Source organism: Bradyrhizobium brasilense, from assembly GCF_029714345.1.
GTDB lineage: Bacteria > Pseudomonadota > Alphaproteobacteria > Rhizobiales > Xanthobacteraceae > Bradyrhizobium > Bradyrhizobium australafricanum.
The window spans coordinates 5,314,047-5,326,749 of sequence record NZ_CP121669.1; the positions used below are offsets into that span (position 1 = coordinate 5,314,047).

Here is a 12,703-nt window from a genome sequence, read left to right on the forward strand (position 1 = left end):
TCGTTGTGCTCTATCGCGAAGCTGGCCAGTTCAAGGCAACCTATGCGGAGGACATGGCGATCTTCCCGATCCGGCAGGATCGTATTGCCCTCGCCGTCTTGCTCGCGATCGCTTTCATTGGCGTGCCGCTGTTGGCCACCTTCCGGATCTGGCCGTTCGGCACCGACTATCTGTTGTGGGCCATCCTGCTGCCCTTCCTCATCCTGGCGCTCGCCGCCATCGGGACAAACATTCTCGTCGGCTATTGCGGCCAGATTTCGCTCGGCAGCGGCGCGTTCATGGCCATCGGCGCCTATTCCGCCTACAAGCTGGCGACCGGCGTTCATATCCCGCTTGCCTGGCTTGGCTTCGCGATCACGATCCCACCGTTGCCCGTGCTGGCATCCATTCTGCTTGGCGGGTTCATGGCGGCGGGTGCCGGAATCCTGTTCGGCATTCCCAGTCTGCGGATCAAGGGTCTCTACCTGGCGGTCGCAACGCTCGCCGCGCAGTTCTTCTTCGATTGGGCCTTCCTGCGGCTCCCGTGGTTCACCAACTACGCCCCGTCGGGATCGGTGAATGCGCCGGAACTGAATTTCTTCGGCATGGTCGTTCGCACGCCGGTCGAGCGTTACCTGCTGTGCCTGCTCTTCGTGACCGTGATGGCGGTGTTGGCGAAAAATCTCGTGCGCGGCAATCTCGGCAGGCAGTGGATGGCGATCCGCGACATGGATATCGCCGCCGAGCTGATCGGCATCAGGCCGCTCTATGCAAAACTAACGGCTTTCGCGGTCTCTTCGTTCATCATCGGGGTGGCGGGTGCGCTCTGGGCGTTCGTCTACCTCGGTTCATGGGAGCCGCTTGCGTTCTCGATCGACCGCTCGCTTGAGCTTCTGTTCATGGTCATCATCGGCGGGCTCGGCTCGATCATGGGTTCGTTCATCGGAGCAGCGTTCATCCTCATCGTGCCGATCATGCTGAATGTGATTCCGACCAAGCTCGGCCTGCCACTGTCGACGCAAACGATCACTCACCTCCAGTTCATCATCTTCGGATCCTTGATCTGCTATCTGCTCATCAAGGAACCCCATGGCTTCGCCCGGCTGATATCGATCGGCAAGGAGAAGCTCAGACTTTGGCCGTTTCCCTACTGACGGAGCGATCGTGCCTTGATCGCAATGGAAATGGCGGCCGCTGACAACGAAGAGGAAGGAAGTACCGCAAGGAGGATATCAATATGGCAAGTATTGCACACAGGTTACTGATACTCGCGACCGCCTTGGCCGGCGCGGCGCTTAGCGCACCGGCCGCAGCGCAAAACGAACAATTCATCCCAATTCTGTCCTACCGGACCGGACCGTACGCCGTGAACGGCGCGCCCTACGCAAACGGCGTGGTAGACTACTACAACCTGATCAATGAACGTGACGGCGGCATCAACGGCGTCAGGATTCTGATCGAGGAATGCGAGACGGGCTACGCGACCGACAAGGGAGTGGAGTGTTACGAGCGTCTCAAGAGCAAAGGACCAACCGGCGCGGCCTTCATCAATCCGCTGTCGACCGGGATCACCTTCGCACTCACCGAAAAGACCGCGGCTGACAAGATCCCGATCATTACGATGGGGTATGGCCGTGCCGATTCCAAGAACGGCGCGGTGTTTGCATATAATTTTCCATTGCTCGGCACGTATTGGTCCGCGGCCGACATCGCGATCCAGCACGTCGCCAAGGAACTCGGCGGCTTCGACAAGCTGAAAGGCAGGAAGATTTCGCTGCTGTACCATGACAGCCCCTATGGCAAAGAGCCAATTCCGATGCTGCAGGTGCTGGCGCAGAAGTACGGCTTTGAATTCACGCCGATCCCCGTCACGCATCCCGGCGTCGAGCAGAAGTCGCAATGGCTGGCGATCCGCCAGAATCGGCCGGACTATGTTCTGGTCTGGGGCTGGGGCGTCATGAACAGCACGGCAATCAAGGAAGCCGCCGCCGTCGCCTATCCGCGCGACAAGATGATCGGTGTTTGGTGGTCAGGCGCAGAGCCGGATGTGACGCCGGCGGGCGATCAGGCCAGCGGTTACAAATCGTTGATGCTTCAGCATGGCGCAGGAAAATTCCCCGCGCACGCCGACATAGAGAAGTACGTCTACGCCAAGGGAAAGGGTTCGACAGAACCTGGCAAGATCGGCGAAGTCCTCTACAACCGCGGCATCACGAATGCCATGCTCGGCGTAGAGGCGATCCGCAAGGCGCAAGAGAAATTCGGCAAGCAACCGCTGACGGGCGAGCAGGTCCGTTGGGGGCTCGAGAACCTCATACTCACCGATGCACGAATCAAGGAGCTCGGCTTCGAGGGAATGTTGAAGCCGGTCAGCATTTCCTGCTCCGACCACGAAGGCGCGCGCTACGGGCGCGTCCAGCAATGGGATGGCAAGAGTTGGAAAGTGATCTCCGACTGGTACACGGCTGACGAATCGCTGATCGAACCGCTCGTCGCCGATGTGTCCGCGAAGTATGCCGCAGAGAAGAAGATCAAGCCGCGCGACTGCGCGAAAGAAACCTGACCCGTGCGAGTGATCCGGGAGGCAGGATTGCCTGCTCCCGGATCCCAGCCCCTGCTCAGTTTGGAGGTCTGCGCATGTCAATCGCCAAGGTCGTCACCGCTGCGACGGAAGCGGCAGCTCTGATCTTATCGGTTAACAATATCGAGGTTGTCTACGATCACGTCATTCTCGTGTTGAAGGGCGTCTCGCTGGAGGTCCCGCGAGGCGGCATTGTTGCGCTTCTCGGCGCCAACGGCGCCGGCAAGACGACGACGCTGAAGGCAGTCTCCAATCTGCTGCACGCGGAGCGCGGCGAGGTCACCAAGGGTTCGATCCTGTTCAACGGCGTCGAGGTGAAATCCCTGTCGCCAAACGACGTGGTGCGACGCGGCTGCATCCAGGTGATGGAGGGGCGGCGCGCCTTCCCTCATCTGACGGTCGAGGAGAACATCCTGACCGGCGCCTTTACACGGACGGACGGCAAGCTCGCGATCGCGCAGGACCTTGAACGTGTCTACGCTTATTTCCCCCGCCTCAAAGAGCGACGCAGTTCCACCGCCGGCTATACGTCGGGCGGCGAACAGCAGATGTGCGTGATTGGCCGCGCGCTGATGTCACGCCCGAAGATGATCCTGCTCGACGAACCATCGATGGGCCTCGCGCCGCAGATCGTCGAAGAGATCTTCGAGATCGTGAAGGATCTCAACACCAAGGAAGCTGTGTCGTTTCTTCTCGCCGAGCAGAACACCAATATGGCGCTCAGATATGCAAGCCACGGCTACATCCTCGAAAACGGCCGCGTGGTGATGGACGGCGAAGCGCACGCGCTCGCCGCAAATGAGGACGTCAAGGAGTTCTATCTTGGCGTCGCCGGAGAGAAGCGAAAATCATACCGCGATGTGAAGCACTACAAGCGACGCAAGCGCTGGCTCGCCTAGCGGATGATGGCGTCCCGGACTCCCGGGACTCCGGGTTCGGCGCTTCGGACCGCCCCGGAATGACGGTGCTTGGGCTTACACCCCGCCCGGATAGTTCGGGGCTTCGCGCGTGATGGTGACGTCATGGACGTGGCTCTCGCGCAGGCCGGCGCCGGTGATGCGGACGAATTCGGCCTTGTCGTGGAAATCCCTGATGTCCTTGGCGCCGACATAGCCCATCGCCGCCCTGAGCCCGCCGGCGAGCTGGTGCATCACATTGCCGACCGGGCCCTTGTAGGGCACCTGGCCCTCGATGCCTTCGGGGACGAGCTTCAGCGTGTCCTTGATGTCCTGCTGGAAGTAGCGGTCGGCCGAGCCGCGCGCCATCGCGCCGACCGAGCCCATGCCGCGATAGGCCTTGTAGGAGCGGCCCTGCCACAGGAAGACTTCGCCCGGCGTCTCGTCGGTGCCGGCGAGCAGCGAGCCGACCATGGCGATGTCGGCACCGGCGGCGAGCGCCTTGGCGAGGTCGCCGGAATATTTGATGCCGCCGTCGGCGATCACGGGCACGTCGGCCTTCTTCGCCGCGGCCACCGCGTCCATGATCGCGGTGAGCTGCGGCACGCCGACGCCGGCGACGATGCGCGTGGTGCAGATCGAGCCCGGGCCGATGCCGACCTTGATACAGTCGGCGCCGGCATCGATCAGCGCCTGCGCGCCGCCCTCGGTCGCGACGTTGCCGGCCACCACCTGCACCGCGTTGGAGAGCCGCTTGATGCGGTTGACGGCGTTGAGCACGTGGCGCGAATGCCCGTGCGCGGTATCGACCACGACGACGTCGACGCCGGCATCGATCAGCCGCTCGGTGCGTTCATAGCCGGTCTCGCCGACCGTGGTGGCGGCGGCGACGCGCAGGCGGCCATGCTCGTCCTTGCAGGCGAGCGGATGGGCGACCGCCTTCTCGATGTCCTTGACGGTGATCAGACCGACGCAGCGATACTGGTCGTCGACGACGAGCAGCTTCTCGATGCGATGCTTGTGCAGCATCCGCTTCGCCTCGTCCTGGCCGACGCCCTCGCGCACCGTGACAAGGTTCTCGTGCGTCATCAGCTCCGAGACCTTTTGCCGGGGATCGCTGGCGAAGCGCACGTCGCGGTTGGTCAGGATGCCGACCAGCTTGCCCGGCACGTTCTTGGCGGCACCGGTGACGACCGGAATGCCCGAGATGCCGTTCTCCTTCATCAGGGTCAGCGCATCGGCCAGCGTGGCGTCGGGACCGATGGTCAGCGGGTTGACCACCATGCCGGACTCGAACTTCTTGACCTGCCGCACCTGCGCGGCCTGTCCTTCCGGATCGAAGTTGCGGTGGATGACGCCGAGACCGCCGGCCTGCGCCATCGCGATCGCCATGCGCGCCTCGGTGACGGTGTCCATCGCGGACGCCATGATCGGGATGTTGAGCGAGATCGCGCGGGTGACGCGCGAGCGAATATCGACTTCCGAGGGAAGCACGTCGGACAAACCGGGCTTCAGCAGCACATCGTCGAACGTGAAGGCTTCGCGGATAGCCGGAAATCCCGTGGCCATTGCCAACTCCTTTATCTGCGGCCCAGCCGCGATGGTCTTACGGATGAACGCCGCCTGCGGCGACGCTCGCTGCGTCACCGTCGAATCGGCGCCCATCGGTGGGGTTGACGCTGGTCGATAGCATGGCGGCATGACGAATCAAAGTGTTTGCCAGCCATGCACAGGCCTTTTTAGGGGGCCGGTTCAGGGCGCCCGGTAACCCGGCGGCGGCCCATGGCGGCGGATCGCCTCGACCATTTCGCGATGGCGCCGGTCCTCGCGCTTCATGTGGACCGCGATCACGGCATGGGCCGACGGCACCAGCAGCAACACGTGGAAAAACAGCCCGAAAACCGCGCAAAACACGATCAGGACCAGATTAAAGATGGCCGAAAACGGCTGTCCGTTCAGGAGCAGTCCGATCGGCGGCAGGAGAGCGGCAAGGACGTAGATCACGGCGAACCTTTGGACACGGGCGGATGCATACCAGCGTCACGCAGGATTTAGGGCGTTTGGCCGGTTCCGCAATAGCGTGGCCGAGGGCAGGATGATATGGCCCGCTCGCCCGCCTTTTCAGCACAGCTGTCCTATTTTGATGAACAAGCAACGCCTGATCCCGCTCATCGTGGCCACCGCCCTGTTCATGGAGAACATGGACTCCACGGTGATCGCGACCTCGCTGCCGGCGATCGCCGCCGATATCGGCACCAGCCCGCTGACGCTGAAACTCGCGATCACCTCCTACCTGCTGTCGCTCGCGGTGTTCATCCCGGCGAGCGGCTGGACCGCGGACCGCTTCGGCGCCCGCATCGTGTTTGCCGGCGCCGTCGGCGTGTTCATGCTGGGCTCGATCGGCTGCGCACTGTCGTCCTCGGTGACCGATTTCGTGTTCGCCCGCATCCTGCAGGGCCTCGGCGGGGCGATGATGACCCCGGTCGGGCGGCTGGTGCTGCTGCGCTCGGTCGACAAGAGTGCGCTGGTCAACGCGATGGCCTGGGTGACGGTCCCGGCGCTGATCGGCCCGGTGATCGGGCCGCCGCTCGGCGGCTTCATCACCACCTATTTCTCCTGGCACTGGATCTTCCTGATCAACATCCCGATCGGGCTGCTCGGCATCTTCCTGGCGCTGAAATACATCGATCCGATCAAGAGCGAGGATCCCGAGCGCTTCGATCTCGTGGGACTGGTGCTGGCCGGGATCGGCCTCGCCGGCATCGCCTTCGGGCTGTCGGTGGCCGGGCTCAATCTGCTGCCGTGGCCGATCGTCGCCGCGCTGGTCGGTGTCGGCACGGTCTCGATGACGCTTTACGTCATCCACGCACGGCGGACAGGTTCGCCGGTGCTCGATTTCGGCTTGCTGCGGCTGCCGACCATGCGCGCGTCGATCGTCGGCGGCTTCATGTTCCGGCTCGGCATCGGCGCGCTGCCGTTCCTGCTGCCGCTGTTGATGCAGGTCGGCTTCGGCCTGTCGCCGTTCCAGTCCGGTCTCGTCACCTTTGCGTCGGCGGTCGGCGCCATGGGCATGAAGACGCTGGCGGCGCGCATCATCCGCGCCTTCGGCTTCCGCAACATGATGACCGTCAACGCGGTGGTCAGTTCGGCCTTCCTCGCCGCCTGCGCCCTGTTCACGATCTCGACGCCGCTGATGCTGATCTTCACCATCCTGGTGGTCGGCGGCTTCTTCCGCTCGCTGCAATTCACCGCGATCAACACGGTGGCCTATGCCGAGGTCGAAGCGCCGCAGATGAGCCGGGCCACCACCCTCGTCAGCGTCAACCAGCAGCTCGCGGTGTCCGCGGGCGTCGCGGTCGGCGCGTTCTCGGTTGAAACCACGCTGGCGCTGCATCACCAGACCGAGCTCTCCGCCGACGTGTTCGCGCCGGCCTTCATCGTGGTCTCGTTGATCTCGGCGGCCTCGGCCTGGTTCTTCTGGCAGATGCCGGCTGAGGCCGGCAACGAGATCGCCGGCCGCAAGGCGATCGACATCTCGAGCCGCAAGGGCGCCGAGAAGCGCGCCGCGACCGAAGCCGTCAAGGTCGCGACCGAGGACACCCAGAACGCGCGCGATCAGCGGCTCGGCTAGTCGATCGAACGAGCCGTTTCCGAGGCACGGACACCGCGAGTCGCCGTCAGGTCACGACCAAGCCATCAGGGGTGGCCGGTCATTCCGCCTGGCTGTCCTCGATCCGGACGTTCGATTAGTTCGTATGTGGGAACGTGGGTCGCTTCCAGCCACGATTCCAGCGCAGCTCCGCAGACCGTGCAGATCGCATCACCCGTATGCGGCACCAAGAACTTCTCTTCGGTGCGTCTGTACTCGGCGCCGCAATTGCATTGAACAATGGTCGCCATCTGGGAAATATGCGCTTGCGTCGCCCGATTTTCCAGTCCTGCAAGAAACGGCCCCAGTGCGCGAAACTGACGCTACACCAAGGCCGCCAACCCGTGGGGGGTTTTCTCCCGGTGGGCTTGGGGGGCATTGGCCGGGAGCAAAAGAGTCGACTCCAGCTACGCACTGAGGTTCCAAGTAGTCGCGCCGAAATGTCGTGCTGCCCGCCTTCCGATCAGGATGACACCGGACCACGCACCCTCCTGAGGCAAGCGGTCGGGATGTCCAACGGCATCGGCGGTGCCACCGCCGCGATCGGTGGCTGAACGCCCCGCGGTGGCACGACACGACCGCCAGCCGTTTCGTCCCGGAAAAAAATCTGCGCGAGAGTCAGAAAGCGAACGGTAGCTGCACCGCCGATCCTGCATAGTCCTGCTCAAGCGGGCACGCGGTGACCCGGCATCAGCAAAAAACCGGGTGGAAGGGAGCGCTCCAGCTACGCTTCCTCGGCGTCCGTGCACCGCGAGGCGCGGATTTTCCTTGATTTTGTTTCGCTTGAAAGGATCAGAGCCAGTGAGTGACGTCCACACGAATGAAGTGAGCGACAATCCGAAAGCCGGCGGCTTCAGCCTGCCCCTGTTCGCGCTGCCCCAGGCCTTTCAGGGTATCGCTGAACAAAATGCGACACGCGCCCGGGAGCAGTTCGAGAAGGTCAAGGAAGCCTCGGAGGAAATCTCCGTCTTGCTCAAGGAGGCATATGCGGTCAACGCCAAGGGCGCTGCGGATTACGCAGCCAAGGTGATCGAGATCTCGCATTCCAACGCCAGTTCGGCCGTCGCTTTCATATCCGAACTCGCCGGCGCCAGGTCGCTGTCGGAAGTCATACAGCTTTCGGCCGATCACAGCCGCAAGAATTTCGAAGCGACGACCGCGCAGAACAAGGAGCTCTGGGAGATCGCGAAGAAGGTCGCAACCGAGACCTCCGAGCCGATCAAGAAGAGCTTTGCAAAGGCCCTGAAAACACCTTCCTGAGGAGCCCCCCCCCGCTCCCAGGCCGGCTGGACCAAGCGTCTCCAATAGAAGAGGCGGGTCCAGCCGACGGTGCGCGGGACCAGCAATTCCTGACATTGGAGGAGGACCAAGGTGGGCGTCATCATGATCAAATGCCCGCGGACGGGACGTGCGATCAATACCGGCATGAAATCCGACCGCGAGACGTTCCGGTGCAGCACCGTGTTCTTTTCGCGCAGCTATTGCACGAGCTGTCGGACCAATCACGAATGGTTCGCCGGGGACGCGTGGGTCCACGACCCCGAGCAGGAATTGCGCAAGGCGTCCTGACATCCGCGTCTGCGTTGCAACCGCGTTCAATGGCTTCGTGATCGCTCAGCACCCGCGCCGCGCGTGTGTGCATGAACCTTGTCGCCATTGGTCCACGGTCCGGCGTGCGAACGCCGAGGTCCATGTGGCGGCGCGCCGTGACCGGACGACCTCAACCCTTCCGCGGATACGATGCGGTCGATCCTGCCGCGCATGATCTCGTAGCATTCACAGGCCGCGGTTTCGAGCCGCGGCCTGTCGACCTCGATCGAGCTCCGCCGGTTGGAGCGGATTGCGCCCGAGGCGCGAAGCTTGTGCACGACGTGGGTCACGGTCGTTCGTCGCACGCCCAGCAATTCCGACAGCGTCTCCTGCGTCAGCGGCAGCGTGTCGTCACCAATCTGATCGTGAACCTGCAACAGCCACCGGGCCAGGCGGGCCTCCACGGAATGGAGCGCATTGCACGCCGCGATATGCTGGAACTGGACCAGCAGCGACCGCATATGGAGCTGCACCGCACTGGCAAGCCCGTGACTGTGCGCGAGCGCGGCGTGAAACCGGGCCGGCGAAATCTGCCACGTCGTGCCCGCGACGCGAACCACCGCGGTCATCGGCGAGCGTATCGACCTGAGTGTCGACAGGATGCCGGCGGCGCCCTCGTTGCCGATCATTGTCGTCGCAACGGCCTGTCCGTTCGGCATGTCCATGACGAACGCGATCAACGCCGTGCAGGGAAAATAGATCTGCTCGACGAGGTCGCCCGACCGCACCAGCACGGCGTCGCGTTCGAGCGATATCTTGCGGAGATGAGGCGCAAGCAAATCAAAGTCGGCGGGCGGCAAGGCCGCCAGAAGGCGATTACCTATGCTCGACCTGCGTTCCATCACGGAAGAGCTCCGCAAGACGGAGGCGCGGCTCGCTGCACAAACCTGTCGTGGCGCCAGGCCGAAACACGCAACGAACTGACCGCGCTGGGAAGATAGAATACGCCGTAACGGGAAGAGTTCCAATGGATTGAGGTCAGCCGCGATCGCACTTCGCAGCGCCTTGGGAGCGCTCCAGCCGGGTCAGTTCGGGCGCACCTGCGGCATCGGGCTGCCCGCAGCGGGCGTCCCGTCCGCACCGACGCAAGTCAAGTTATATTGAATCGCCACGCCGGAACGATGCCCTATTTGTGCGAAAAGAACGGACCGTCTCACAGTGATCTTCCGCATGAACTCCATTGAATACACGCGAAGCAAGGTGCCCGAAGTCACGCTGGTCTTTTGGATCATCAAGGTTGCGGCCACCACGCTCGGCGAGACCGGCGGCGACACCGTCACGATGACGCTGAACTGGGGCTACCTGGCCGGGACCATACTGTTCCTGTCCGTGCTCGTGGCCCTCGTTGCGGCGCAGATCGCCGCGAAAGCGTTTCACCCGGTACTCTATTGGGCCACGATCGTGGCCTCCACGACGTTCGGCACCACCATGGCCGATTTCGCCGATCGCTCGCTCGGCATCGGCTACACCGGCGGCTCGACGCTCCTGCTCTGCCTGCTGCTGCTCACGCTCGGCCTCTGGTACTGGTCGCTCGGCTCGATCTCCGTCGACACCGTGAGCAGCCCCAAAGTCGAGGCGTTCTACTGGACCGCGATAACGTTCTCGCAGACGCTCGGCACCGCGCTCGGCGACTGGATCGCCGACTCCACCGGGCTCGGCTACGAGGGCGGCGCGCTGGTGTTCGGCGCGGCGCTGGCCACGATCGCTGCGGCCTATTACTGGACCTCGATATCGCGCGTGACGCTGTTCTGGCTAGCCTTCATCCTGTCGCGGCCGCTCGGCGCCACCGTCGGCGACTTCCTCGACAAGCCGGTCAACGACGGCGGTCTTGCCCTAAGCCGCCCGATCGCATCGGCGGTTCTCGCGATCTTCATCATCGTCTGTGTGTTGGTGCTGCCGCAGCGCGCCGGATCGCACCCGGCGGTGTCTAGAACGACGGCATAGCCATTGCGAGGGCCTTGGCGCGGCTCTCTCCCATCATTGCGAGCGAAGCGAAGCAATCCACAAGTCCGCGCACTGGGACAGATGGATTGCTTCGTCGCTACGCCCCTCGCAACAACGGCTGCGGCTGTCCGCGAAATCCCGTCGCCAGCACATAGCGCTCCGACGAATCCTGCCGGCTGGCGGACGGCTTGACGTGGCGGACGGTCGCGAAATCGCGCTTCAGCTGCGCCACCAGCTCGGCGTCGGCGCCGCTCTGGAACACTTTTGCCAGGAACGTGCCGCCGGGATTGAGCACCTCGCCGGCGAAATGCGCGGCGGTCTCGACCAGGCCGATGATGCGCAGCTGATCGGTCTTGCGATGGCCGGTGGTGTTGGCGGCCATGTCGGACATCACGATGTCGGCGCGGCCGCCCATCATCGCGATCAGTTTTTCCGGCGCGTCGTGGTCGAGGAAGTCGAGCTGCGCGAAGGTGACGCCGGGAATCTCGCCCATCTCCAGCAGATCGATCGCGACCACCTTGCCCTTGCCGTCGACAGCACCGGTCCGCTTGGCCGCAATCTGGCTCCAGCCGCCGGGCGCCGCGCCGAGGTCGACCACGGTCATGCCCGGCTTGAGCAGACGGTATTTGTCGTCGATCTCGAGCAGCTTGAAAGCTGCGCGGGAGCGGTAGCCCATCGCCTTGGCCTTGGCGACGTAGGGATCGTTGAGCTGGCGCTCGAGCCAGAGTTTTGACGAAAGCTTGCGCTTGCCGCCGCTCTTGACCGTGACGTGCAGCCGCCCGGTGGTGTCTTTCGCCATGTCAGCACTTGCTAGATTGGAACATAGGGGCCTCGTGGTTCGAGACGCGCGGCTCCGCCGCGCTCCTCACCATGAGGGTCTGACAGACCTCATCCTGAGGAGCGGCGCAAGCCGCGTCTCGAAGGATGAAGCCCCGAACCGGGAAAGCATCTAGCACGCCCGCAGCGCGCCGTCCTCGCGCATCATCTCGACCAGCATTCCCTCGCGCAGGCCGCGATCGGCGACGCGGAGCCGCGGCATCGGGAACGCGTTGCGGATCGCATCGAGGATTGCGCAGCCGGCGAGGACCAGATCGGCGCGCTCGACGCTGATGCAGTTGTTGTTGACGCGCGCCTCATAGCTCATGCCGAGCAGCTTCTGGATCGTCGCGGTGACGTCGCAATCGTTCATCCAGATGCCGTCGATGCGGCGGCGGTCGTAGCGCGACAGGTTGAGGAACACGCCGGCGAGCGTGGTCACGGTGCCGGAGGTGCCGAGCATGTGCATGTCGCGCAGATCCTTGCCATGCTCGGCCGCGAACGGCGCGACGTGCCGCGCAACCTCATCGATCATCCGCGCATACATATCCCTGGTGACGTTCTTGCCGCCGAAATGTTCGGCCAGCGTGACGACGCCGAGCGGGATCGACATCCACGCCTTGATGCGTGGCGCCGCGTCGGGCGCGTTGGGGTCGCGCTCGATCCGCACCAGCTCGGTCGAGCCGCCGCCGATATCGAACAGGATGGCGCCCCGCCCCTTCGGATCGAGCAGCGGCGAGCAGCCGATCACCGCGAGCGTCGCCTCGGTCTCACGATCGATCACCTCGAGCTTGATGCCGGTCTCGGCCGCCACCCGCGCGCGGAAGCTCTCGGCATTGCCGGCGGCGCGGCAGGCCTCGGTGGCGATCAGGCGGAGCCGGCGCGCCTTGCGATAGCGGATCTTGTCGCTGCAGATGGCCAGTGCGGCAATGGCACGCTCGATCGCGGCCTCGCTGATCGAGCCGGTGGCGGCGATGCCCTCGCCGAGCCTGATGATCCGCGAGAAGGAATCGACCACGCGGAACCCGTCGCCGGTGGGACAGGCGATCAACAGCCGGCAATTGTTGGTGCCAAGGTCCAGCGCGGCGTAGACGCCACTTTCCGCCGCTGCCGCAACCAACCCTGGCGGGGCTTCGCTGGCCGGGGGGCCGTCGCAAAGCCGCACATGGTCGTTCATCAAAACTGTCTTTCCACGGGACCAAAAGGCCCGCCGAATAATTATCGTTCACGGAAACTTTAGCAGCGTCA

The 12,703-nt window shown here is 63.8% G+C and carries 12 protein-coding genes; 7 read left to right on the forward strand and 5 right to left on the reverse strand.

What is annotated here, in order from left to right; genetic code table 11:
* The first annotated feature begins 5 nt into the window (after positions 1-5).
* From QA635_RS25120 to QA635_RS25130, 3 genes are all read left to right on the forward strand, one after another.
* Entirely contained in the window at positions 6-1,133 is a 1,128-nt protein-coding gene (locus QA635_RS25120; protein ID WP_283061930.1) for a branched-chain amino acid ABC transporter permease, read from the forward strand.
* A gap of 83 nt (positions 1,134-1,216) precedes the next feature.
* The gene (locus QA635_RS25125) at positions 1,217-2,542 is read left to right on the forward strand and encodes an ABC transporter substrate-binding protein (RefSeq protein ID WP_283061931.1); all 1,326 of its coding nucleotides are present in this window, start codon (positions 1,217-1,219) and stop codon (positions 2,540-2,542) included.
* A 74-nt stretch (positions 2,543-2,616) separates the two neighbouring features.
* A complete protein-coding gene (locus QA635_RS25130) occupies positions 2,617-3,459 on the forward strand; it encodes an ABC transporter ATP-binding protein (RefSeq protein ID WP_283061933.1) in 843 nt (280 codons plus the stop codon).
* Between the two features lie 75 nt (positions 3,460-3,534).
* Here the strand turns inward: QA635_RS25130 and guaB are convergent, their stop codons facing one another.
* The gene (gene guaB / locus QA635_RS25135) at positions 3,535-5,025 is read right to left on the reverse strand and encodes an IMP dehydrogenase (RefSeq protein ID WP_028335041.1); all 1,491 of its coding nucleotides are present in this window, start codon (positions 5,023-5,025) and stop codon (positions 3,535-3,537) included.
* Between the two features lie 183 nt (positions 5,026-5,208).
* Positions 5,209-5,460: a hypothetical protein gene (locus QA635_RS25140; protein ID WP_018271177.1), complete on the reverse strand. Its 252-nt coding sequence runs from the start codon at positions 5,458-5,460 to the stop codon at positions 5,209-5,211.
* Positions 5,461-5,599: 139 nt separating this feature from the next.
* Between QA635_RS25140 and QA635_RS25145 the strand changes: the two genes are divergently transcribed.
* The 3 genes from QA635_RS25145 (at position 5,600) to QA635_RS25155 (ending at position 8,674) form a co-directional block, all read left to right on the forward strand.
* Positions 5,600-7,087: a DHA2 family efflux MFS transporter permease subunit gene (locus tag QA635_RS25145; RefSeq protein WP_028344675.1), complete on the forward strand. Its 1,488-nt coding sequence runs from the start codon at positions 5,600-5,602 to the stop codon at positions 7,085-7,087.
* A gap of 819 nt (positions 7,088-7,906) precedes the next feature.
* On the forward strand, positions 7,907-8,365 hold the full coding sequence (locus QA635_RS25150; RefSeq protein WP_283061936.1) for a phasin: 459 nt from the start codon (positions 7,907-7,909) through the stop codon (positions 8,363-8,365).
* A gap of 111 nt (positions 8,366-8,476) precedes the next feature.
* The gene (locus tag QA635_RS25155) at positions 8,477-8,674 is read left to right on the forward strand and encodes a hypothetical protein (protein ID WP_092081823.1); all 198 of its coding nucleotides are present in this window, start codon (positions 8,477-8,479) and stop codon (positions 8,672-8,674) included.
* Between the two features lie 26 nt (positions 8,675-8,700).
* On the opposite strand, the gene QA635_RS25160 is transcribed toward QA635_RS25155, so the two are convergent.
* Positions 8,701-9,537, reverse strand: a complete 837-nt coding sequence (locus tag QA635_RS25160) for a Crp/Fnr family transcriptional regulator (RefSeq protein ID WP_283061938.1) — start codon at positions 9,535-9,537, stop codon at positions 8,701-8,703.
* Between the two features lie 328 nt (positions 9,538-9,865).
* On the opposite strand from QA635_RS25160, the gene QA635_RS25165 reads away from it, so the two are divergent.
* On the forward strand, positions 9,866-10,639 hold the full coding sequence (locus QA635_RS25165; protein ID WP_283061939.1) for a COG4705 family protein: 774 nt from the start codon (positions 9,866-9,868) through the stop codon (positions 10,637-10,639).
* Positions 10,640-10,736: 97 nt separating this feature from the next.
* Here QA635_RS25165 and QA635_RS25170 read toward each other — a convergent pair whose 3' ends face one another.
* Entirely contained in the window at positions 10,737-11,438 is a 702-nt protein-coding gene (locus tag QA635_RS25170; RefSeq protein WP_283061940.1) for an RlmE family RNA methyltransferase, read from the reverse strand.
* A 150-nt stretch (positions 11,439-11,588) separates the two neighbouring features.
* Positions 11,589-12,632 carry a Ppx/GppA phosphatase family protein gene (locus tag QA635_RS25175; protein WP_082653981.1) on the reverse strand — a complete coding sequence of 348 codons (1,044 nt, stop codon included), beginning with the start codon at positions 12,630-12,632 and terminating at the stop codon, positions 11,589-11,591.
* Between the last annotated feature and the right edge of the window lie 71 nt (positions 12,633-12,703).